The following is a 22,745-nucleotide window of genomic DNA, read 5'->3' on the forward strand; positions in this document are numbered from 1 at the left end:
CAGGAGAAAGGGGGCGGCGACCCCGGAAGCCGGGAGGGGGCCGGGCGACGCAGCGCGGCGCGGGCGCCGAAATATCGAAGGATGTTCTATACTTCGGTTAGCGTCGCGGTGTATCCGCGGCTGCGGCGCCCGTGCCGCCCACCCTAGCTGCGGCGGGCGCGATCCGCCGTTCCCCGGGAAGGACAGCACACCCATGGCCCGCCGCACCCCCGCACTGCTGCGCGCGTTGGACATTCTGGAGCTGTTCACCGACGGACGGGAATCGGTCAGCGCGCCCGAGGTCGTGGACGAACTCGACCTGCCCCGCACGACCGTGCACGAGCTGCTGCACACCCTGGTCGACCGCGACTACCTGGGCCCCGATCCCGAGGTCCCGGGCCGCTACCAGCTCGGCCTGCAGGTGTTCCGGCTGGGCAGCGCCTACGCCGAACGGCTCGACACCGCCCGCACCGGCCGCCGGATCGCCCGCGAGCTGGTCGCCGCCTGCAACGAAACCTCGCACGTGGCGGTGCTGGACGCCACCCACATCGTCTACATCGCCAAGGTCGACAGCTCCCACGCCGTACGGATGGTCTCGACGCTGGGCGGCCGTATCCCGGCGCACTGCACTGCGTTGGGCAAGGTGCTGCTTGCGGCACTTCCAGAGCACGACCTGCACGAACGGTTCGCCGAAGTTCCGCTGCGGGCCATGACTCCCAACAGCATCACCGACCTGGCCACCTTGGGCACCGAACTCGACCGGGTCCGCCAGGCCGGGACCGCGGTGGAGATCTGCGAGTCCAACCCCGACGTCTGCTGTGTCGCGGCGCCCGTGCGCGACCGCACCGACCAGGTCGTGGCGGCGGTGAGCGTCTCGGTGCCGCTGCACCGCTGGTCCGACGAACGGCGCACCGAACTGGAGGCCCTGGTGGCCGAGGGTGCGCAACGCTTCTCGGCGGCCCTGGGCGGGCGCGCCACCGCCTGACGCGCCTGCACGGGAAGGGCCGCCGGGCAGCGGTTCAGCGGTTAGAAGCCGCCGCCGAAACCGCCGCCGCTGGAAAAGCCGCCGCCGGAGAACCCGCCGCTGCCGGACGACCCGCCGCCGTAGTCGCCGCCTCCGTAGTCGCCGCTGTACCCGCCGATGGCCCCGCGCCGGCCGCGCGGGCGCCGGGGCTCGGGATTCTCCCGCCGGAACCGGTCGGCGGGATCCGGTCGCGCGTTCATGCGGGCGGTGCGGGAAATGCTCTCGTGCAGGTTGCGGGTGCTGGGATCGCCGGAGGCGCGCGCTTCGCAGTAGGCGGCGTAGAGCAGGGCGCCGTCGGGATCGACCGCGTCGTAGCGCTCCCACTGCTCGGTCAGGTAGAAGAACACCGCACGGTCCTGGCGCCGCTTGGGCGCGTACCCCGCGTCGACAACGGCCGCTCGGGCTTCGTGGGCCTCGCTGGTCCGGGAGACGGCGATTTCGCGCAGGCGCCTGCGCCCATCGCCCGGAGGCAGCGCACGCAGCACGCGCCGGTACTTGGCGGCAAGGTCCGCCCTGGGCAGCCCGGTACCGCGGAGCACGGACTCGGCTGTTTCCGCCCGGGTGAAATCGACGAGGTCCGGGCGGTCCTTTGCCACCGCCAGCAGCACATTACCGCCCGAGTCCGGCGGGACGAGGTGCGGATTCGCCACTGATACATCGACCAGGTTCCGGGTCGGCGGAAACGTGCCGTCCCACTGCTCCGCCAATGCGGCCAGGATCAGCGGCTGATCCGTAGTGGACAGAAACCGTTCCAGGTCAGGGCGGCGGGGCACGTTCCCGGATATGCACATCAGCAACTCATGGACGATGTCCTCCGGCCGGCTCCACCACGTTTCACCACCCGGCGCGGAATCGAGGAACCGGATGATCCGGGGCGGCGAACCCCCTAATACCAGGGGGGCGGCGACCGATGACCATTTCATGCCGACTCCGCCGTCTCTGCCGCTCGCCTGCAGCAAGCACGCGTGGAACACCGTTCCCACCAGCCGCGGGTCTTCACAGGCCTTTTCCAACGCGCTGAAAGCCCGGTCGGCGCCCGGTCGGTACATGCTCGCCGCGATCCAGGCAAGCCCGTCCACGGCCCGATAGGGCTCCTCCCGGTACAGCTTCTTGGCCAGCCGTGAGACGGCGAACAAGGCCAACGGCCGTTTGAGTACCATGGCCCTGCCCGCGCCCCAGATCTCCCAGAGGCTCCTCGTCGTCACCACCATTCGGCCATTGTCCGCCGTTCGTCCTGCCAATACCAGGCCCGGAATCCGTACCTGTTTCCGGGCCGAACCGGCCGGTCCGCCCCGCCACCAGCGAAAAGGCGGCAGGGCGGACCGGCCGGTTCAACGGGATTCCGGTATTCCGGGCCCCGGAACGTCCGTTCGTTTTTCCATTAACAACACCAATGGCAGCAGCAACACCAATGGCACCGTTTCCCGGCCGCGCGCATGACCGGTTCGCATTCCGGGTTATAAGGCGCGGCAGGGTTCGCAGCAGGGCGCACAGCACGGCTCATAGCAAGGCCGTCGACAGCGCGTAGAGCACGCACACCAATGCGAAGGCCAGCACACCCACCGCGGTCGCCTGCACGGTCCAGGTGCGCAGCGTGGTCTTGGTGTCCATCTCCAAGAAGCCGCGCACCAGCCAGAAGCCGGAGTCGTTGACGTGGGAGAGGACGATTCCGCCCGCCGCTGTCGACAGCACGATCAGCGCCAACTCGAACTGGGAGTGCCCGCCGGCGGCGGCCACGGCGGGAGCCAGTAGGCCGGCCGCCGTGGTCGTGGCCACGGTCGCCGAGCCCTGGGCGACACGCATCGCCATCGCGATCAGGAACCCGGCGACCACCAGAGGCAGCCCCAGGGTGTCCAGGCCGTTGGCCAGGGCGTCGCCGATCTGGCTCTCCGCCATCACCGTGCCGAACATGCCGCCGGCCCCGGTGAGCAGGATGATCGTGCAGACGGGGGCGAGCGCCCGGTCGATGATGCGCTCCAAGGCGGCGCCGTCGTTGCGGCGGCGCCAGCCCAGCAGGTACAGCGCCGCCAGGACGGTGATCAGCAGCGCGGCCGGCGTCTCCCCGACCGCCTGCAGGCACTGCACCCACAGCGCGTCCTTGGACACGGTGCCGACCGCGGCCAGGGTCTCCAGGCCGGTGTTGACGAAGATCAGCACGAGCGGGAGCAGCAGCAGGAACAGCAGTTGCCCCATGCGCGGCGGGGCGATCGGGGCGGTGGCGGTTTCGGTCGCCGCCGGGCCGGCGGCACCGCCGGAGCCGGGCGCGGGGTCGGGGCGGGAGTCGGACTTGGCGGTGGTGCCGATCTTGGTGCCGGCCGGGGTGCCCGCTGCGGTGGTGTCGGCTTCGGGACCGCCGAGGATCGCCGGGATCGGCAGGTCGACGCGCAGCCCCATCCACCGGCCGAGCAGGTAGCCGCCGACGTACCAGCTCGGCAGTGCAACCAGCAGCCCGGTGAGGACTACGACGCCCATGTCGGCCTGGATCTGCTGGGTGGCGGCGACCGGACCGGGGTGCGGCGGCAGCAGGGCGTGCATGGCAAGGAACGCGCCGGTGGCCGGCAGCGCGTAGAGCAGCACCGATCCGCCCATGCGCCGGGCGACGGAGAAGATGATCGGCAGCATGACCACGAAGGCGGCGTCGAGGAAGATCGGGAAGCCGAACAGCAGCGAGGCGACGCTCAGCGCGAACGGCGCGCGCCGTTCGCCGAACAGGCCAATGAGCCCGTCGCAGAGCACCTGCGCGCCGCCGGACACCTCGATGAGGCGGCCGAGCATCGCGCCGAAGCCGATGAGCAGCACTACCTCGCCGAGGGTGGTTCCCAGGCCGCCGATGAGCAGGGGGACCACCTCGCCCGGCGGGACGCCGGTCGCCAGCGCGGTCACGGCGCTGACGATGATGAGCGCAAGGATGGCGTGCAGGCGCACTTTGATGATGAGGAAGAGCAGGGCGGCGATCGAGAGTACTGCGATGGCGATCAGCCATCCCATGGGGAGGTTCGCGGTATCTGCCATGGATGGGGACCTGTTCGGGGGCTGGTGACGGGGGGGGTGCGGCGGCGCGCGGATAACGGGGGCGCGGCCGCGGGGTGCAGGGCCGGGGGCCGGCGGGCTGCGGACGGCGGGTGGCGGGCTGCCGGCGACTCCTGGTCGGGGTCGATGGCTGATGGCGGTCAACGCAGTGCGCCGGTTGTGCGCCGTTCCTGCTGCCCGCGCTGGTTTCGGTGTTCGTTGTGTTCTATATGTGTTCTATATTTCGCACAGTGTCTGTTATTTCGTCACCTTAGAGTCGCAATGTGGGCCAGGTCAACCCGGCGGGTGGCGCGGATCACCGGACGACCCCGGCAGGGCCACCGTTGACCGGACCTCCCCTCCCCCGTAAAGTTCGCTGACGAAATAGGGAACAACGTTCGAAATATAGAATGACACGCACCCAAGGTGCCCAGTACCCCGTGAGGACCGCCATGACAGACTCCGCTCCGCCGGCGCCGACCGGGCGCGCAGCGCTCGAAGCACTCGGTCTGCCCTCCGCCGCCGTCGACCCGCCCGCCTCCGCGCTGGCCTTCCCCGACGGCGGAAGCTGGCGCCTGGAGATTCCCAGCGTCGAAGGGCCGCGCGCGCTGGAGACCGTCCTGACCGCCGCCGGCGAGTGGGACGTGCCCATCCACCGCGTCTCCCAGGGCTCGGGCGTGGGCATGCTGACCGACGGCGAGATCAGCGGGATGGTGCGGACGTGCGCGGCGGCCGGCGTCGAACTGTGCCTGTTCGCCCGCCCCGGCGCCAACTGGGACATCGGCGGCGCCCACGCCAGCGCGGCCGGCTCGGTATCCGCACGCAGCCGTGGCACCGCGCAGCTCGCAGCGGGGGTGGCCGAGGCCGAACGGGCGGCCGGCCTGGGTGTGCGCAGCCTGCTGGTGGCCGACGAAGGGCTGCTGTGGGTACTGCACACCATGCGCGAACGCGGCGACCTGCCCGCCGACCTGCAGCTGAAGGTCTCGGTAATGGCCGCACCTGCCAACCCGGCCGCGCTGGCCGTACAGGAGCGCTTGGGCGCCGACACCGTCAACGTCCCCTCCGACCTCACGCTGCACCAGCTGGCGGAGCTGCGCTCGGCCAGCCCGGCAACGCTGGACTTCTACGTCGAGGCGCCCGACAACATCGGAGGGTTCGTCCGTCTCCACGAGATCGCGGGGATCGTCCGCGCCGCGGCCCCGGTCTACGTCAAGTTCGGGCTGCGCAACGCACCGGACGTCTACCCCTCGGGCGAGCAGCTCAGCGCCACCGTCACCACCTCGGCGCGCGAGCGCGTGCGCCGCGCGCGGCTGGGCCTGGACGCGCTCGCCCGCACGCCGGACGCTCCGCCCATGTCCGCACTCGGCAACCGCGACCAGCCGCAGGGCATGCGCTTCACCCCGCCACCCGCGGTTGCCGGGGGCTGACGGCGGGACCGGCGGCGACCGGACGGCGGCGGGTGGCGGCCGGAGGGAAGACGCCCGCATGGCCGCCGCCCGGCGGGGGAAGGGGACCGGCGCGGGAGCAGCTGCCAGGGTGCGGGCTCGGCCGGGCGTAGGTTCGGCAGCCGCCCGGCGGTCAGCCCGGTGGCCGGCACCGCCCGAACACCGTCCGGGCAACCGGTAGGACGGCCGGCAGCACGACCGGCGGGACAGTCGGCCCATCCCGCAGCACAACCGGGACGAACAGCAGCACAGAAACAGGAACGCGCATGCCCACCGACCCCACGCCAACACGAGGAAGCAGACGATGACCCAGACCGGTATCCGTGACACCACCGACGCGGAACTGGACCGCACCTTGGAATCGGCCGCGCAGGCTGCCGAGGCCTTCGGTGCCCTGGCACCGCGCGAACGCGCCGCGATGCTGCGTGCCGTCGGCGACGCCGTCGACGCCGCGGCGGGCGAGTTGGTACCCGTCGCCCAGCGCGAGAGCCACCTGCCCGAGGCCCGCCTCAAGGGCGAACTCGCCCGAACGACCTTCCAGCTCCGGCTGTTCGCCGAGGTGCTGGAGGACGGCGCTTACCTTGAGGCCACCGTCGACCACCCCGACCCCGAATGGCCCATGGGCGCGCGGCCCGACCTGCGCCGCGTCCTGGAACCGATCGGTCCGGTCGTGGTCTTCGGCGCGAGCAACTTCCCCTTCGCCTTCAGCGTCATCGGCGGCGACAGCGCCTCGGCGCTGGCCGCGGGCAACCCCGTCGTCGTCAAAGCCCATCCCGGGCACCCGGAGCTCTCGGTGCGCACCGGCGAGGTCGTCGCCGCCGCGCTGCACGACGCGGGCGCACCCGAGGGCACGTTCGCCGTGGTCCTGGGCGAGGAGACCGGGCGGCGCGCGGTGCTGCACCAGCACACCCGCGCGGTCGGGTTCACCGGATCCATCCCGGGTGGCCGCGCGCTGCACGACCTCGCGGCCGGGCGGCCCGAACCGATCCCCTTCTACGGCGAACTCGGCAGCGTCAACCCCGTCTTCGTCACCCGCGCCGCCGCGGTGGCCCGCGGCGAGTCCGTCCTCAGCGCGTTCTCCGACTCCTTCACCCTGGGCACCGGGCAGTTCTGCACAAAGCCCGGCATCCTGCTGCTGCCGGAGAGCACGCCCGTCGAGCCCTTGATCGAGGCCGTGCGCGAGCGTTCGGCGGCGCCGATGCTCAACGAGCGGATCGAGCGCGGGTTCGCCGAAGGGTACCGGTCGCTGGCCGACCACGCCGCGACCGAAGTCCTGGTCGAAGGCGGTCCGGGCGACGGCGCCGACGGGAACACCGTGTGGACCCCGTCCCTGGTGCGCACCACCGCCAAGCGGTTCCTGGAGCACGCCGACGACCTGCTGGAAGAGCGCTTCGGGCCGGTCTCGCTGGTGGTGACCTACTCCGACCCGGCCGAGGCCCTGCGCATCGCCGACATCCTGCCCGGCCAGCTCACCGCCACCGTGCACGGCGAGGACGCCGACGAGGAAGCCGGCCCCCTGCTGGCCCGCCTCCGCCGCCGCGCCGGCCGGGTGCTGTGGAACGGCTGGCCCACCGGGGTTTCGGTCACCCACGCCATGCACCACGGCGGACCGTATCCCGCCACCACCTCGGTCCTGCACACATCGGTCGGCAGCACCGCCATCCGCCGCTTCCTGCGCCCGGTCTGCTACCAACAGGTCCCCCAGCACCTGCTACCCGACGCCCTCCGCGACGGCAACCCGCTGGCAATTCCCCGCCGCGTCGACGGAGAACTCCGCCTGCCGTAACCCCGCACCGCGCCCGCGTCCCGCCGGTCACCCCCGACCCGCCCCGACGCGGGCGCGGGGTGTGTGGGCGTGCGGGTGCGAGTGTGGGGCGGGTGGAGCCGGCGCCGGGTGGTCCGGGTTGATGACCACCGGTCCCCCGGCCCGATGGCTCAGCACCCGACGGAGCACCGACCACAGCGGGCGGTGCCGACCACTTACACCGGCACTGCCAGCCCCCGGCCCAAACGAGGCAGCGGCGGCGGATGGTCCAGGTCGGCGATCACCGGCCCCCAGCCCGACGACTCGGCACCCAACGAAGCACCGAAGGCGGCGGGGGCGCCGGCTCCTCATATCGGTGCCGACGGCGAGTGGTCACTGCCGTAGCGGGGCGGCGACGGCGGCGGATGGTCTCGGCTCGGGATCATCGGTCCTGCGCATGGATGGCAGCGCGCCCAGCGAGAGGAAGAGGCGGATGGCGCGGCGTCCCTTATGTCCGATCGCACCGAGATAGGCCGCGACGAGACCGAGCCCGGTGAACAGCAAGCGCCGACTGCACTCGGATTCCACGCCCATCCGCCCACACAATCCATCCCCCGAGGCATTACGCCCGCTTTCGCCCGGATTCCGCAAGCCGTCACTGCACTTCGGCAGGGCCGCAGCGACACCAGACCCACCAAAACAACCGCTAAAGCACCTCAGCATGAACACAGCTCCGGCTCGTCACACCACAGCCCCACCAAGCCATTCTCGTTCCGACAAAACGGATACATCACCCCGAGTTCATCTCGAATCGCGAGACGCCACCATATGAGCCGCACGTGATCCAACACTGAGCCCGGGTCGCGCCTCACTCCGAACATCACCCCGCAGACTGATCAACACAATGTCCGAAATGTCGGCCACCCCACCGCCCCCAGAGCGGAACACCCCGCAACCCGGCCGACTACCGCGGGCACCTATACAAGCGGCCGCCACCCCACACCGCCAGCACCGACGCAAGCAACCCCCGCCCCGCACCGCCGTCGCCGCCTCGCCGGGCGCCAAGCCACCGCACCAGAGAACCGGTGATCGCCCGCCCCAACCACCCGCCGCCCTCACCGCCCCGCTACGGCCGCAACCACCCCACCACCTTGACGGCGACTGGAGCCCCCGGGTGAAGCTGGTCGGTGTGCACGCTAAGCACGGTCCGTATGGAAAGGACGCCATGGACGCCACGGACGGCTTCGACAACTCCGACGGCATGGCCGGCGCCCGCAGCAGCAGGCGGATGGATTGGGACGGGTTCTTCAATGCGCGGGATCTCGGTGGGCTGCCTACGCGGGATGGCCGCACCACTCGGTACGGTGCTCTCTTCCGCTCGGCCGCTCCCAGGTTCGCCACTGCCGAAGGCTGGCGCCAGGCTCGTGCGGCCGGCGTGGACACTGTGGTGGACCTGCGCAACGGCGATGAGATCCAGCGAGCGGCCAAGTCGGCCGTCTCCGGACCGCCGCGCGGGCTGGAGGTTGTGGAAGTACCGCTCGACGGCGCCGACGACACCGCGTTCTGGGACCGGATCGAGCGTGCGGGGCTGACGCCAAGCAGCCCTCTCTACTACCGGACCTTCTTGGACCATAAGGCCGACCGCTGCGCCGCGGCGGTTAACGCGCTGGCCCGGTCCGGCCCCGGAGGCGTGCTGTTCCACTGTGCGGCCGGACGCGACCGGACCGGGCTGGTCGCGCTGCTGCTGCTGGAACTGGCCCAAGTCGAGGCCGAAGCGATCGCGGAGGACTACGAACTGTCCACGGCAGCGCTGCGGCCGCTGTTCGCCGCGCTGGGGCGCGAGGACGAAGGCCCTGCGATCCAGGCCGCGCTGGCGCAGCGGGGCACGAACCTGCGGGACGCGTGCCTTGATGTCCTTGCCGGGCTGGACGCGCGGGCCTATCTCCAGGACGCCGGTGTGACCGCCGCCGACTTGGATGTGCTGCGCTCCCGGTTGATCCGCTGATGGCGGATTGATGCTAAGCCGGTGCCGGACTGGATCTGGCTCGATCCCCGACCTGGCTGCCCGCTCCGTACCCCGCCCGGCACCGCGACCGACGCTGTCGGCGCCCTCGCTATGACCGCAACCATCCACCGCCAGGACCGGTGCAAGCGGCCGCCACCCCGCACCGCCCTCGCCTCTCCGCAACAACCGCCACCACCCGCCGCCCGCACCGCCCCACCGGGCGCCGCGCCACCCCTCGCTCTCCTCCTCACCCGTTCCAGCCGAGTTCGCCGCTGATGGCGGCTGCCGTCCGGGTGAGGTCGGGGACGAGGGCGAGCAGTTGCGGGCGGTCGATGATCATGCCCGGGGCCGAGACCGAGACCGCCGCCGATACCGCGCCCGATGCGTCGCGGATGGGGGCGGCTATGCAGTGGATGAACTCCTCGTGCTCGAAGTCGTCGAGCGCCCACCCGCGCTCGGCGACCTCGGTGAGGTCGGCCGCGAGGGTATCGCGGGTGGTGCGGGTGTTGGGGGTGTAGCGGTCGTACGGGGGGTCGCCCAGGAGCTTGTCGCGTTCGGCTGGGGGCAGGTCGGCCAGGACCGTCTTGCCGACACCTGTGGCGTGCATCGGCGCAGGCGCGCCGATACGTGAGTACATGCGCACGGCGTGGCGCGATTCGACCTTGTCGAGGTAGACCATGCTGCCGCCCTCGGGCGCCGCCAGGTGCACCGTGTGCCCGCTGGTGCCGCCGAGGTCGCGCAGGTGGCCGGCAGCCGCGGCGCGGACGTCGAGCCCTTCGAGCGCCGCCTGGGCCAGGCTGGTCATGCGCGGGCCGATCCGGTAGCGGCCGTCGTCGGTGCGCCGCACGAAGCGTTCCTCCTCCAGTGTGCGGAGCAGGCGCAGCGAAGTGGTGCGGTGCACGTCGAGGGCCCGTCCCAACTCGCTGATGGTCGCCGGGCCGGAAGCGAGTTCGACCAGGATGTGCAGGGCGCGTTCGACGCTGCTGGACATCGGGCGCCCTCCTCAGTCGCGGGGTTGCGGGTTGGTCGCGCCGGAAGCGCCGGTGTGCCGACCCGCCGGCGGATCGGCGGCAATGTCTGCGGCCGATCCCCTGCGGGATGCCGGTTCGACCCCGGCGACCTGCGCATCGGGCGCCGCGCCGCCCCAGGGGGAGGTGTCGGCGGTGTGCGGCCGGGGCGGGATGTCGCCGGGCACGCCCAGCGCGGATCCGGCGAGCCGCGCGCCTTCAGCCAGGCACTCTTGCACGTCGGCGCCGGTGAGCAGCCCTTGCAGCACGCCCGCCGCGAATGCGTCGCCGGCGCCGGTCGGCTCGACGACGTTGACCGGGGGCGCGGGCTCGTACCAGCGCTCGGTGCCGCGGAAAGCGGTGGCGCCGTCGGATCCCTGCTTGATGACGACCAGCGCCGGGCCGTTGGGGTCCGGGCGCCCGTCGGCGGCCGGGCGTTGCGCACCCCCGCCCTCGAGCAGGGCGCGGGCTTCGTCGGGATCGGCCGCGCCCCACAGCGCGGCGGCTTCGTCCAGGCCGCAGAAGACGATGTCGGCGCGGCGGGCCGTGTGCAGCAGTTGTTCGGCTTCGGCGGGACCGTGCAGGGCGGGCCGGTAGTTGACGTCGAAGCTGCGCAGAGTGCCCGGCGCCGCACCGTCGAGCAGGCCGTCGACGAGTTCGCGGCAGCTCGCCGAGAGCACCGCGGTGATACCGGTGGTGTGCACGATCCGGGGCCGCGCCGAGCGGATGCGGGCGGCGTCGCGCCCGCCCAGGGCCGAGGCCGCCGAGCCGGTGCGGTAGTAGCGCACCTGCGTGCCGCCGGAGGGCGCGGGCTCTTTGAAGTAGAGGCCGGTGCGGCGATCGGGGTCGGTGCGCGCCGCGCAGTGCACACCTTCGGCGCTGAGCCGCAGCCGCACGTGGCGGCCGAAGGCGTCGTCGCCCAGCGCGCTGTACCAGGCGACCCGGTGACCGGCCCGCGCCAGGTAGACGGCGACGTTGGATTCGGCGCCGCCGACCTCGAGCCGGAAGGCGGGCGGGTCGGCGCCGGGGGCGGTGTCGGTTCCGGGGGCGGGCGCACCGGGATCGGGGACCAGCAGCGCCATGGTCTCGCCCGCGCACACGACCTCGGCACCGGCGCCGAGCGCGTTTTCGGGGCCCGGGCCGGGCTCGCTGATCAAGCTCAAGCGGGATCTCCGTTCGCTGCGCTCCGCGCCGGGAGCGTTGGACGTATTGACCGGCGTCTTCGCGAAATGCTAAGCACTTGCTGACCCATGCGCAACAGTGCTGCACACAGCGCAGCACATGCCTTCAGTGACCCGAGGAGCCCGGTATGTGGGACCTGCTGATCCGCGGCGGCCGCGTCGTCGACCCTGCCTCCGGGCTGGACGAGGTCGCCGATGTGGCCGTACGCGGCGGCCGCATCGCCGATGTGCTGCCGCACCGCACCCGCGGCGGCGCCGATCCGGCCGACCCGGCGGGCCCGCCCGCCGCCGAATCCGCCGCCGAGGTCGTCGACGCGCACGGCAGCCTGGTCACCCCCGGCCTGGTCGACATGCACACCCACCTCTGGCACGGCGCCAGCTACTGGGGGCTGGCCCCCGACCCGATCGCCTGGCGCACCGGGGTGACCACCTGGGTCGACGCCGGATCGGCGGGCGCCTACAGCATGGACGGGCTGCGCCGGTTCGCGGCCGACCCCGCGGCGGTACGTGTGCACGCGCTGATCAACGTGTCCGGGCTGGGTCTGGTGGCCGAGACCGGCGAACACCACGTACTGGAAAACCTGGACGTCGGTGCCGCCGCCGCGGTCGCCGCTCGCCACGGCGGCTTCGTGCGCGGCGTCAAGGCGCGGATCGACGCCCGCACCGTTGGCCCGCACGGGTTGGAGCCGCTGCGCCGCGCGGCCGATCTCGCGGGGCGGCTGGCGCGCCCGCTAATGGTGCACGTGGGCTACGGCCCGCCCACGATCGCCGACATCGTCCCGTTCCTCGGCGTGGGCGACATCCTGACCCACTGCGCTTCGGGTTGCCCCGCCGACCTGGTCTCCGGCGGGCGCCTCACCGATGCCGCGCGCCGGGCGCTGGACTCCGGCGTCGTCTTCGACCTCGGCCACGGTTCGGGGGCCATGGCCTTCGACGTGCTTGAGACGGAACTCGCCGCCGGGGTGCGCCCGATCGCCTCCTCCGACCTGCACGCGCGCTCGGTGCACGGCCCCGCCTTCGACCTGCCGACCGTCATGGCCAAGCTGGTCGCCGCGGGAATGAGCCTGGCCGAAACCGTCGAGGCCGCCACCGTGCGCCCGGCGCGGACGCTCGGTCTCGACGCCGGGACTCTGGCGCCGGGCGCGCCGGCCGATATCGCGGTGTTCGACGTGGAGCAGGGCGCCTTCCCGATGGTCGACGTGCACGGCGGGGTGCGCGAGTCACCGGTCCGGCTCGCCAACACGGCCACCTACGTCGCCGGGCGCCTGCTGCCGCCGAGCGCGGCCGAACCGCCGCCGCCGTGGATCCCGCTCAGCCCCGCCCAGCAGCGCGCCGAGGACGACCGCGTCGGCCGCACCCGTTCGGCGGTGCGCACCCTCACCCGCCCGGAGGACTTTGACGAGCCCTACCCGCGGACACAGTCGTGACCAGCGCGAACACCGTGCGCACCGGGCGTGCGCGCCGCCGCGGCCCGCTGGGAGTCCGCCCGCCCGCTCCGGCGGCGCGCCGCCGGCCGCCGGCCCGCACGTGCGGTGCATCCTCGAATCGGGCGGCACCGCCGCCCGGCTCCGGCCCCTGTCCCGGGCCACCGGGGCGACGCCGCCGCCCGTCCCGCACCGCCGGTGCCGCCGACCCCTGCGGGCAACCGCCCAGCGGCCCTGCCGGCAAGAACCGTTCGTACTGATCCGCTGTGAAGGGAGGGAAGCGGCGCACAGATCCCGGCCCGATGGGCGGGGCCCGGCGCCGCGTACCCGATGACCCATTCCGTGTCCCACCCCGCTTCTCCGGCCCCGCCGCTCGCCGGCTCGGGGCTGGACGCCGAGGCGCTGGCCGCGCTCGACGCCGAACCGGTCGAGGCCCGCTCGGTGCCCGACAGCCCGATCAGCGCCGCCGAGGTCCGCTCTGCCGGCCTGCACCTCAGCGACCTGTGGCTGCCCGCTGTGGTGCTGCGCGACGAGGCGGTGCGGCACAACCTGGACCGCTTCGCGCGCTGGTGCGCCGAGCACGGCGCCGAACTGGCGGCGCACGGCAAGACGACCATGAGCCCGCACCTGTGGTCGGCCCAGCTCGACCGCGGCGCCTGGGGGCTCACCGCCTCCACCGTCGCCCAGGTCCGGGTGATGCGCCGGTTCGGTCTCCGCCGGGTGCTCATCGCCAACGAGGTCGTCGAGCCGGCCCAGCTCGCCTGGCTCGCCGCGGAACTGGCCGACCCCGCGTTTTCCCCGGTGTGCCTGGTCGACTCGGCCGAAGGCGCGGCGGCGATGGAGGTTGGGCTTGCCGCGGCTCCGCGGCCGCTGCCGGTCCTGGTGGAGCTGGGGGTCGCCGGACGCCGCACCGGGGTGCGCGATCCCGGCGACGCGCTGGCGCTGGCGCGGCGCGTGGCGGCGAGCCCGCAGCTCGAGCTCGTCGGCGTCGAAGGTTACGAGGGCGTCTTCCCGCAGCGCCGCGACGGCGACTCCCCCGAGCGCGCGCGGGCGTGGCTGGAGGGCTTGGTGGAGTTCGCCGCCCGCGCCGACGGCGAAGGGCTGTTCGCCGCCGCCGACGAGGTGGTCGTCACCGCGGGCGGCAGCTCCTACCCGGACCTGGCGGCCGAGGCGCTCGGGTCGCTGTCCGGGCTGTCGCGCCCGCTGCGGCCGCTCATCCGTTCGGGCTGCTACGTCGCCCACGACGACCTGTTCATGGAACGCGCCTCGCCGCTGCGCAGCGGCGCCGATCCCGATCCGCTGCGCCCTGCGCTGACCTGCTACGCCCGGGTGCTGTCGTGCCCCGAGCCGGGGCGGACGCTGGTGGGGGTCGGCAAGCGCGACGTGTCCTTCGACATCGACCTGCCCGTGGTCCGCGCGGTGCTGCGCGACGGCCGGCGCATACCCGTGGAGGAGGGCGGGGTGCGCGTGGTGGAGCTCAACGACCACCACGGCTTCCTCGACATCGGCGACACGGCGGGCGCCGCCGCGCCGCAGGTCGGCGATGCGGTGGAGCTGGGTCTGTCGCACCCGTGCACCGTTTTCGACAAGTGGCCGCTGATCCCGGTCCTCGACGCGCAGGACCGGGTCGTCGACGCGGTGCGCACCCTGTTCTGACCCGGGGCGCCGCGCGGCGCCCCGGGCCGGAGCACCGCCCGGGAGCCGCGAGCACCCCGGATGCCGGAAGGCACCCACCAGACCCCGTTAGACCCGACCGATCGATACTCCCGACAGAAAGGCTGGTTGTGACCATGGCCAAACGAGTGATCCACGCACCGGAGGCGGCCCCGCCCGGCGGCCCGTACTCGCAGGCGGTGGCCGCCGGCGACTTCGTCTACCTGTCCGGTGCGACCCCGCACCGCAAGGACCGGTCGCTGGTCGAAGGGCCGTTCGGCGACCAGGCCCGCGCGACGTTCGACAACCTTGCCGTGGTCGCCGAAGCGGCCGGGGCGAGCCTGGCCGACGCGGTGCGGGTGGGTGTCTACCTGCGCGACCTCGGCGACTTCGCGGCCATGAACGAGCTGTTCGCGGAGTACTTCGGCGCCGAGCCGCCGGCGCGCACGACCGTGCAGGCCGACCTGCCCGGTTTCGCGATCGAGGTCGACGCGGTGCTGTACCGGCCCGGCCTGCAGGGCTGATCGGACCGCCGCAGTAGCCGGGGCCGGCCCGGGCCCCTCTGCCGGGCCGACCCATCCGACCGCCCGCCGCCTGCGCCCCTATCCCCCGGGAGGGCTCGGGCGGCGGCAGCGGTCCCCGCAGCAGCCGCAGCGCGGCCATGCCCGCGCCAAGCGCCTTCTTCCCTCCCCGACCCCCTGTTCCCGGCCGCTGCGGCCGGGCTTCCGGCACCGGAGGCACCATTGAACAACGGCAGTCCCCTTTATCTCGCAGCCTTCCTGGGCGCACTGGTCATCATGCTCGGCATCGGTGTCTGGGTCGCCCGGCGCACCCGCAGCGGCGAGGATTTCCTGCTGGCCGGGCGCAGGCTCGGCACGCCCCTGCTGATGGGCACGACGCTGGCCACTCTGGTCGGCACCGGATCCAGCCTCGGTGCCGTGGGTTACGCCTACGAGAACGGCTGGGCGGGCGCCCTCTACGGGATCGGCGGCGCAGCCGGGGTCCTCGGCCTGGTCTGGCTGTTCTCCGACGTCCGCCGCCACGGTTTCATGACCTTTGCCGAGGAGCTGAGCTACTACTTCGGTGCCAGCCGGCTGATCAAGGCCGTGGTGTCGGTCATCATGCTGCTGGCGTCGGTGGGCTGGCTGGGCGCGCACATCATGGGCGGCGCGCTGTACCTGTCCTTCCTTACCGGCATGGAGCCGGCCATGGCCAAGGTTGTCGTCGCGCTGGGATTCGGCCTTTACACGATCATCGGCGGCTACCTCGCAGTGGTGGTCACCGATGCGCTCCAGGGCACGATCCTGTTCGTCGGCTTCACCGTCCTGGCGCTGGTCGCCCTGGTGCAGACCGGCGGCTTCAGCGGAATCCAGGAGGGCGCGCCCGAGGCGGCGACCTCGATGCTGGGTGTGGAAGCCCTTGGTGCGGTCCCGGCGGTGTCGCTCGCGCTGGTCATCGCGGTCGGGGTGCTCGCCACTCCGTCCTACCGGCAGCGCATCTACTCGGCGTCCAATGTGCGCACCGTGCGGCGGAGTTTCGGGCTGGCGGCGCTGCTGTTCGCCGCGTTCGCGATCCTGCCGGCCGTGGCCGGGCTGGCGGCCCGCACGATCGAACCCGGGTTGGAGAACCCCGATGCCGCCTTCCCCATGCTGGCGACCACGATGTTCCCGGTGTGGCTGGGCGCGTTGCTGCTGATCGCGGGGTTGTCGGCGACCATGTCCTCCGGCGACTCCGATGCCATGGCCGCGGTGACGATCCTGCTGCGCGACGTGGTGCAGCTGGTCACCGGGAAACTGCCGCGGGCCGAGCAGATGGTGCTGTACTCGCGGTTCGCGCTGGCGGGTGTGCTCGGTCTGGCGCTGGCCGGGGCGTTGGTCGCCGACACCATCATCGATTTCATCACCACGATGATCTCCACCGTGCTCACCGGCCTGCTGGTGGCGTCGCTGCTGGGCAAGTTCTGGCCGCGGGCCAACTGGCAGGGCGGGTTGGCCGCAATGGTCGGCGGTTCGGCGGCTGCGCTGGCCGTGCAGAACATTGCGGCGTGGACGGAGTTCTGGGGCAACCCGGTCATTCCGTCGCTGGCCGTGGCGCTCGCCTGCGGCGTGCTGGTGAGCCTGGTGACACCGCGCGCGAACGTCACCCGGGAAGAGGCGCTGCGCATCCTGGCCGAGGAGCGCGCCACGCTCGATGTCGGCACCCGCCTGCGCGGCGCAAAGGCGGACGGCGCGGAGCCGGCCGGCGGGGCGGAAGAAGCCGGCGGGGCGGGTGGAGCCGGCGAGGCCGAGCCGAAAACCTGACCCGCGATACGTAAAACGGCGGCCGGCGCCCCTGCATTCAGGGGGCCGGCCGCCGGGGTAAAGCGCATGACCGGGGCTGTCCAGGGTGTGTGTTACCCGGCAAGGGTTTGTGAGACCCTTTTCAAGTGGTTGTTGCCGTTTACCGGAAACCGGTGACCCACTGCCTTTTACTGACGGCGTATCGGCCGTTCTGGTTACCTGTATGCAACGAACACACCTGCTCAGTGCGTGGTAGGCACGGATACTGATAGACGGATTACGCCGCTACCTGTTACGAACCACACTTCGGTGCCCCGGCCATGCGGGTCTGCGGGCTGCCACCGGGTCAGTCTGCCTCGGCCAGCTCCGTTTTGTTGGCGCGGTTGATCGCCTGCTTGACGCGTTGGGCGAACTCGCCGATCCGGTCGATCTCGTCCCACTGGGCGCGGCGCGGCACGCCGTAGTCGGTGACCTCGACGACGTCGTGGCCGAGCAGGGTGAGCTCCTCGATTTTCAGCCCTTTTTCACTGAAGGACTCGTTCTTGCGCTCGACCCGTTTCACGGTCCGGTAGCGGATCCAGTCGTCGCCCTGCTCGTAGACGCCGACGTCGTCGGCGCGCACCGGCACCGCGCGGGCCGCCTGCTCGAGCTTGGGGATGATGTCGGACTTGAGCACGAGCAACTCGGGGATGGACAGCTCGCGGACGTTGCCGTCGAGGTCCTCGATCTCGGCCCGCGCCTGCTGGTTGGTGCGGGAGATGCGCAGCGCAAGCTGCTCGTCCTCGGCGAGGATCTCGCGGATCCGCTCGCGGCACTCGTCAACCGTGTAGCTGCGGGAGGTGGTCTTTTCCGTTCCGGGTTCGGCGCGGTAGGCGTGCTCGCCGTCGAGGGCCGCGGTCCGGTAAGTACGCCGCTCGGCCCCGGCGAGACCGAGCCGGTTCACCCAGCTCTGCAGATCCGCCGCGAGTTTCTTGCGCCTGTTGAAGGCGTCGCCAAGGGTCATATTCACGGGACGGAAATTAGCATCCCCGGCGCGGTTCCGCGAATCCTTATCCGGAAAACGAACGAGAAACCGCTGTTTTCGCGTTCACCTTTCATGTTTCATGTTCCGCATTCCGCAGGCCACACGTCCGGGCGCCGCCGCATGTTCCTCGGGGACGGCCGGCCTGGCGCTGCTATGCCGCTATCGCGATTACCACTGCGCCCATCCCGAGCACCGCCGCAATACGGTACCCCCATAGCACGGCCGTTCTCAGCCGCGGTTTGGCCTCCAAGGCCCGGCGGTGCTGGCTGGGCAGTGAAAACTCCGGGTTCACCACGGTCGCGGCCAGCACGACAAGAAACACCAACTGGATCAGCTTGTACGGATTGGTCAGCACGCTCAGTACGGCGTCCATGGCGGGGGTACTCCGTCGGTCCTCGGGGGTGTGGCCAAGGGCGGCGCGCTACGCAGCCCACCAGGCATTGACGCGCCGATGGCACCGCGGGTTCCCTGCACCGCCGATACCGGCCGGCCGTTTAGGACTGCGCTTCGCCGGGTGCCCGGGCCAGGACCGCTGCGACCGGGTGACCGGGCAGGGCGGGTCGGCGCACCGCGGCGAAACCCGCTTCGCGCAGGCGCTGGGCCACCTGGCCGGCGCTCCACGCGGTGATGCCGGCGCGGGCCATGCGCCAGCGCGCGAGCGCCTGGGCCGGCGGCAGGGCCGTCGCCGGGCCGCCGTTGTCCTGCAGCACCGTGGCGGCGATGAGCGTGCCGCCGGGGCGCAACGCCGCTCGCAACCGCGGCAGCGCGCTGAGCGCGGCCTCCGGCGCGAGCACGCCCAGCGGCAACCAGACCAGGTCGAATGCGCGGGTATCGGTGATCTCGGCGGCGTCCTGGCAGCGCAGCCGCACCCGGTCGCCGAGGCCGCGCTGGGCGACGCGTTCGCCCGCCAGCCGGAGCACGCCGGCGTCGGTGTCCACGCCCAGCGCGCAGGCGTCCGGGGCGCGCTCGGCGACCGCGGCGGCTATCGCGGCGGTGCCGGTGCCGATGTCCAAGAAGTGCAGCCCGGGCCGATCGACAAGGTCCGCCACGGCCGGGTCCGCCGTTGCCAGCGCCTCCAGCAGCGCGGCAAAGGCCCGGCCGGATTCCTCGCCCTCGGCCCGGAGCTCGCCATCGTTGTGGGCGCGGGCAGGAGCGGGGCGGTCCTCGGCGGCGTCGGCCGCCCAGCGCAGCATGCGGCCGATGCGCGCCGACAGCCCGGCCTTGCCGCTGCGCTGGGCGGCCAGCCTCCGGTACTCCGGCAGCAGCCGCCACCCCCCGGGAACCTGTTCGGCCATTCCGGCGGCGCCCAGCGCGCCGCCCAGTTCGGGATCGAGCGGGTCGCCGGACTCGGCGGCACGGGCCAGCGCCGCCAGCAGCCACGCGCCGCTGAGCAGGTCGTCGATGCGGCGGGCGGGATCCGTGTCTGGGGGCGCCATGCGGCGAGTCTGCCATGGCGCCGCCGCCCGCCGGGCGGCGGCCGCACCGCGCAGCCGCCCCTTGCGCTGATCACCGATATCGGCCAAGGGGGTGACAGATCGCGGTCGACTGAGCTACAAACATTTGACCAACGGGGACCGAACGGCCCTCGGCGCCGAACACACTGTGGAGTGGACCATGGCCTGCGTTGCTTATGAGTGGAACGTGACCCTCGACCACGCCGACGACATCGACGACGCCGTGCAGGAACTCGACGAGGCTGCGGAGCAGTAAGCCGTTGCAGCGGTCCGAATGGATCGCCGCCGCCGTCCGGCCCGGCCGCGACCGGCCGGACGGCGGTTCCGACCAGGTACTTCCGACGTGGTCGGGCGCAGGCGAACGCGAACTCTCCCTGCCCGAAGCCGCCGACCAGGTCCACCGCGACATCGGGCACCTGGGGTGGCGGTCCCGCCACCGCGTCCTCGATGTCCCCGATGGTTCGGCGGCCGATGACCGGCCCACCGCCGTCCAGTGCGAGCTCCGCTCCGCCGGCGGCGCCGAAATCCCCTACGGTTTGGGCAGCGGCAAGGGGCCGCTCGCCGCGGCGCGGGTGGGGGCGCACTTCGAGGCCCTGGAACACGCGTTGAGCGGCCCGGTGGCTCTCGACGGCCTCGCCGCGGAGTGCCGCACCGCGGCCGAACTCTGCGCCGGCCCGTTCGCAGCGGACCGGGCGGTGAGCGGGCTGGCCGGCCAGCCCGACTCCCGGGTCGCCTGCCTGGACTACGAACCGCTCGACGGCGGCGCGCCGTTCCCGGGCCCGCTGTACCTGTGGGCGCCCTGGTACCCGGTGGCAACGGCGGCGATGGCGCGGCGGCGCACGGCACTGGGCGACACCGCCGCCTACCGCCCGCTGGTCGCCTACACGGTCAACACCGGCTGCGCGATCGGCGCCACCGCTGACGAGGCGCTGCTGCACGCGCTCAACGAGTGGGCCGAGCGCGACGCGTTCTCGCTGTTCCTGCTCTGCTCGGTCTACGATCGCGGCCCGATGCCCGCCCGCATCGACCCGGCGTCGCTTCCCGGCCCGCTGGCCGGTCTGCTGGCACGCGCCCGCGACTTGGTCGGCGCCGACGTGGCGCTGCTGGACGTGACCACCGATCTGGGCATCCCCGTGGTGCTGGCCTACTCACCGGAGCTGGGCGGCGTATCCGCCCGCTACTACGCCATGGGAGCCTCGCTTTCGGGCCGGACCGCCGTTGAGCGCGCGCTCACCGAATTCGTGCAGGGCGAACTGCTGGCCCGGGTGGTCGCCGAGCACACGGCCGGCGCGACCGGCGGGCGCGGGCAGCAGCAGGGCGAACATCCCTCGTTCGACGAAGTGGTGGCCGAGCACGACACAGCGGCGGCGATCGGGGTGCGGCTGAGCGGGCACCCGCGGCTGCTGGCCTGCGCGCGGCTCGACTTCGCCGAACGCGTCGGCGAATGCGCGGCGGCCGGCCCACCGCCCGATGCGGTGCCCGCGGGCACCGGCGTGGCCGCTCAGCGCGCGGCCGCAGTGGAGCGCATCGCGGCTGCGGGCCACCGGGTCGGTTTCCACACGCTGCGCCGCCTGCCGGAAGGTACGACCCTGGTGCAGGTGCAGTGCCCCGGGCTGGAGCGGTTCCATCAGGTCACCAACGGGCATGTGGCACTGCCGGGCGCGCGCGGCCGCGCCCGGCGGCACAGCGCACAGGCCTCCGGTGCTTAGGGCGTGTTTGGTGGGTCGCTGCCCTACTGCGCGGCGCCCCAGCACCACTCTCGCGGCGTTCTCGTCAGTCGACAGGGGACCCGCCCTGACTCCCTCCTCGGCCTTGCGAGAGCGGCACTGGTTCCTAACTCAGTGCCCCGCGCCGCAACGGCGCTTCGCGCATCGGGCGCGCGGCACACGCGAGTGCGCCGCTCGCTACGGACGGACCCACCAAACCCGCCCTAGCCCGGCACGCCCGGAGCACCGCACCGCTGCTGATACCGGTAGGCCGGTGCGGTCGGGGGCAGCGGTGGTAGCGTCGCATCCGCCTTCGCGGTGCGCTGGTGCGGTCCCCGGGCGCGGCCGCGGCAACGGTGCGCAGACCAGCACAGACGAGCACAGGAGGCCACGATGAGCGTTCCCCGTATCCGGCCCGACGATCACGCGGTGGTTTTCGGCGCGGCCGACGACGCCGCCGGCCGCCTGGTGCGTAGCGCCTCGAACATGCGGCCCGACCAGATCGGCGAGCCCTCGCTGCTCCCGGGCTGGACGCGCGGCCACGTGCTTGCCCACGTCGCCCGCAACGCCGACGCGCTCGTGCGGCTCCTGGAGGGAGCACGGGAGGGGCGCCAGGCCGACATGTACCCCGGCGCCGGGGTCCGCGAGCGCGATATCGAGGCCGGCTCCGGCCGGAAGCCCGAGGAACAGGCGGCCGACCTGGAGGAGTCCGCCGAACGGTTGGCCGAGGCGGTGCGGGGCATGCCCAAGAAGGCGTGGTCCTTCAAGATCACGCACCGTTCCGGCCGCGTCTTCCCCGCCGCGCGGATCCCGTGGATGCGGCTGGCCGAGGTGGAATACCACCATGTCGACCTCGATCTCGCCTATACGCCGGCCGAGTGGCCGCAGCCCTTCGTCGCGGAGGAGGCGGAGAAGCTGGCCGCGCGCTTCGCCGGCGACGAGGAACTGCCGCCCGTCGTGCTGCGCGACGCCGCGACAGGCGAGGAGTCCCGCATCGGCTCGGCCTCCGGGCAGCCGGCGCTGATCGCCCAGGGTTCGGCGAGCGACCTGCTCGCCTGGCTCTCCGGCCGCGCTGACGGTTCCCGCCTCACCGTCCACCGCGACGGCACACCCGTCGAAAAGCCTGCGGCCGTCCTGCCCCAGCTGCCCCCGATGCTCTGACCGGCGAGCCGGCCCCGATCAGCCGCGGCCGTCGATCGCCGCAGCGCAAATCCGACACCCGCTCGGGGACCGGGTATCCCCGCGGCCGTGCGGCGATGCCGGCTTCCGGCGCCCGCCCGGCGACGGGCGCGCTCTGCCGGCGGGCGCGTTCAGTCGATCGTGCCGCTCCGGTGCAGCTCGTCGAGGACTTGGCGCACAGCGGGGGCGCAGCGGTTCCGGTCGGCGCTGTTCAGCCAGGCCAGGTCCGCGATCTCCGCCGCGGCGGCGGGCTCTCCGGTGTGTTGGGCTGTGTAGCAGGCCAACCGAACGCGGGTGCCTGCCCTATAGCCGTCGGCCTCCTCGTTCACCACCGAGAACGGCATAAAGGTGCCGGGCTGCAGCGCCACGCCCACCTCCTCGCGGGCCTCCCGGGCCACGGCGGCCTCGTCGCTTTCGCCGGGTTCGCGCTTGCCGCCCGGCAGGTAGTAGAGGCTGCGGCCCCGCGTGCGCACGCACAGCAGCCGCCGGCCGCTGACGTGCACCCAGGCGAGCGCGTCGATGACCGGTTCGTCGGCGGTCCCGGTCTGCGGTGATGTCATGGCTTCGACTCTAGGTGTGATGTCCCGGGAGGTTGGTAACGCGGCTGGCGGGAGTGCGGCCGCCGATCCCGG

The 22,745-nt window shown here is 72.6% G+C and carries 20 protein-coding genes; 11 read left to right on the plus strand and 9 right to left on the minus strand.

Translation table 11 applies throughout. From position 1 onward, the window contains the following. Positions 1–193 precede the first annotated feature (193 nt). The gene (locus ACYVD5_RS18320) at positions 194–964 is read left to right on the plus strand and encodes an IclR family transcriptional regulator (RefSeq protein WP_461002291.1); all 771 of its coding nucleotides are present in this window, start codon (positions 194–196) and stop codon (positions 962–964) included. 41 nt (positions 965–1,005) lie between these two features. Here the strand turns inward: ACYVD5_RS18320 and ACYVD5_RS18325 are convergent, their stop codons facing one another. Further along, complete coding sequence (locus tag ACYVD5_RS18325) at positions 1,006–2,214, minus strand: hypothetical protein (protein WP_461002292.1); 1,209 nt, start codon at positions 2,212–2,214, stop codon at positions 1,006–1,008. Positions 2,215–2,503: 289 nt separating this feature from the next. Continuing rightward, a complete protein-coding gene (locus ACYVD5_RS18330; RefSeq protein ID WP_461002293.1) occupies positions 2,504–4,015 on the minus strand; it encodes a GntP family permease in 1,512 nt (503 codons plus the stop codon). A gap of 449 nt (positions 4,016–4,464) precedes the next feature. Between ACYVD5_RS18330 and ACYVD5_RS18335 the strand changes: the two genes are divergently transcribed. Both ACYVD5_RS18335 and ACYVD5_RS18340 read left to right on the plus strand, forming a co-directional pair. Continuing rightward, a complete protein-coding gene (locus tag ACYVD5_RS18335; protein ID WP_461002294.1) occupies positions 4,465–5,439 on the plus strand; it encodes a hypothetical protein in 975 nt (324 codons plus the stop codon). 322 nt (positions 5,440–5,761) lie between these two features. Continuing rightward, positions 5,762–7,243, plus strand: a complete 1,482-nt coding sequence (locus ACYVD5_RS18340; RefSeq protein WP_461002295.1) for an aldehyde dehydrogenase (NADP(+)) — start codon at positions 5,762–5,764, stop codon at positions 7,241–7,243. A 351-nt stretch (positions 7,244–7,594) separates the two neighbouring features. Here ACYVD5_RS18340 and ACYVD5_RS18345 read toward each other — a convergent pair whose 3' ends face one another. Continuing rightward, entirely contained in the window at positions 7,595–7,795 is a 201-nt protein-coding gene (locus ACYVD5_RS18345; protein WP_461002296.1) for a hypothetical protein, read from the minus strand. A gap of 631 nt (positions 7,796–8,426) precedes the next feature. On the opposite strand from ACYVD5_RS18345, the gene ACYVD5_RS18350 reads away from it, so the two are divergent. Next, the gene (locus ACYVD5_RS18350) at positions 8,427–9,206 is read left to right on the plus strand and encodes a tyrosine-protein phosphatase (protein WP_461002297.1); all 780 of its coding nucleotides are present in this window, start codon (positions 8,427–8,429) and stop codon (positions 9,204–9,206) included. Between the two features lie 247 nt (positions 9,207–9,453). On the opposite strand, the gene ACYVD5_RS18355 is transcribed toward ACYVD5_RS18350, so the two are convergent. Both ACYVD5_RS18355 and ACYVD5_RS18360 read right to left on the minus strand, forming a co-directional pair. Continuing rightward, the gene (locus ACYVD5_RS18355) at positions 9,454–10,197 is read right to left on the minus strand and encodes an IclR family transcriptional regulator (RefSeq protein WP_461002298.1); all 744 of its coding nucleotides are present in this window, start codon (positions 10,195–10,197) and stop codon (positions 9,454–9,456) included. Between the two features lie 12 nt (positions 10,198–10,209). After that, positions 10,210–11,367: a sugar kinase gene (locus ACYVD5_RS18360; protein WP_461002309.1), complete on the minus strand. Its 1,158-nt coding sequence runs from the start codon at positions 11,365–11,367 to the stop codon at positions 10,210–10,212. 155 nt (positions 11,368–11,522) lie between these two features. On the opposite strand from ACYVD5_RS18360, the gene ACYVD5_RS18365 reads away from it, so the two are divergent. The 4 genes from ACYVD5_RS18365 to ACYVD5_RS18380 all read left to right on the plus strand — a co-directional run bounded on the left by ACYVD5_RS18365 (position 11,523) and on the right by ACYVD5_RS18380 (position 16,771). Continuing rightward, positions 11,523–12,821 carry an amidohydrolase family protein gene (locus tag ACYVD5_RS18365; RefSeq protein WP_461002299.1) on the plus strand — a complete coding sequence of 433 codons (1,299 nt, stop codon included), beginning with the start codon at positions 11,523–11,525 and terminating at the stop codon, positions 12,819–12,821. A gap of 327 nt (positions 12,822–13,148) precedes the next feature. Next, the gene (locus ACYVD5_RS18370; protein WP_461002300.1) at positions 13,149–14,474 is read left to right on the plus strand and encodes an alanine racemase; all 1,326 of its coding nucleotides are present in this window, start codon (positions 13,149–13,151) and stop codon (positions 14,472–14,474) included. A gap of 134 nt (positions 14,475–14,608) precedes the next feature. Further along, positions 14,609–14,995 (plus strand): RidA family protein, encoded by a 387-nt coding sequence (locus ACYVD5_RS18375; protein ID WP_461002301.1) that lies wholly within the window; start codon positions 14,609–14,611, stop codon positions 14,993–14,995. Between the two features lie 273 nt (positions 14,996–15,268). Continuing rightward, positions 15,269–16,771 (plus strand): sodium:solute symporter family protein, encoded by a 1,503-nt coding sequence (locus ACYVD5_RS18380; protein WP_461002310.1) that lies wholly within the window; start codon positions 15,269–15,271, stop codon positions 16,769–16,771. A 325-nt stretch (positions 16,772–17,096) separates the two neighbouring features. On the opposite strand, the gene ACYVD5_RS18385 is transcribed toward ACYVD5_RS18380, so the two are convergent. The 3 genes from ACYVD5_RS18385 to ACYVD5_RS18395 form a co-directional block, all read right to left on the minus strand. Next, positions 17,097–17,753, minus strand: a complete 657-nt coding sequence (locus tag ACYVD5_RS18385) for a hypothetical protein (protein WP_461002311.1) — start codon at positions 17,751–17,753, stop codon at positions 17,097–17,099. A 172-nt stretch (positions 17,754–17,925) separates the two neighbouring features. After that, positions 17,926–18,147 (minus strand): hypothetical protein, encoded by a 222-nt coding sequence (locus ACYVD5_RS18390; RefSeq protein WP_461002302.1) that lies wholly within the window; start codon positions 18,145–18,147, stop codon positions 17,926–17,928. Between the two features lie 121 nt (positions 18,148–18,268). Next, the gene (locus ACYVD5_RS18395) at positions 18,269–19,210 is read right to left on the minus strand and encodes an SAM-dependent methyltransferase (RefSeq protein WP_461002303.1); all 942 of its coding nucleotides are present in this window, start codon (positions 19,208–19,210) and stop codon (positions 18,269–18,271) included. Between the two features lie 124 nt (positions 19,211–19,334). On the opposite strand from ACYVD5_RS18395, the gene ACYVD5_RS18400 reads away from it, so the two are divergent. The 3 genes from ACYVD5_RS18400 to ACYVD5_RS18410 all read left to right on the plus strand — a co-directional run bounded on the left by ACYVD5_RS18400 (position 19,335) and on the right by ACYVD5_RS18410 (position 22,095). Next, a complete protein-coding gene (locus ACYVD5_RS18400) occupies positions 19,335–19,484 on the plus strand; it encodes a hypothetical protein (protein ID WP_461002304.1) in 150 nt (49 codons plus the stop codon). A 4-nt stretch (positions 19,485–19,488) separates the two neighbouring features. Next, a complete protein-coding gene (locus tag ACYVD5_RS18405) occupies positions 19,489–20,937 on the plus strand; it encodes a YcaO-like family protein (protein WP_461002305.1) in 1,449 nt (482 codons plus the stop codon). A gap of 390 nt (positions 20,938–21,327) precedes the next feature. Next, positions 21,328–22,095, plus strand: coding sequence for a maleylpyruvate isomerase family mycothiol-dependent enzyme (locus tag ACYVD5_RS18410; protein ID WP_461002306.1), 768 nt, complete (start codon positions 21,328–21,330; stop codon positions 22,093–22,095). Between the two features lie 149 nt (positions 22,096–22,244). Here ACYVD5_RS18410 and ACYVD5_RS18415 read toward each other — a convergent pair whose 3' ends face one another. Then, on the minus strand, positions 22,245–22,673 hold the full coding sequence (locus ACYVD5_RS18415) for an NUDIX hydrolase (protein ID WP_461002307.1): 429 nt from the start codon (positions 22,671–22,673) through the stop codon (positions 22,245–22,247). Positions 22,674–22,745 lie beyond the last annotated feature (72 nt).

This window comes from Streptomonospora sediminis (assembly GCF_054778995.1).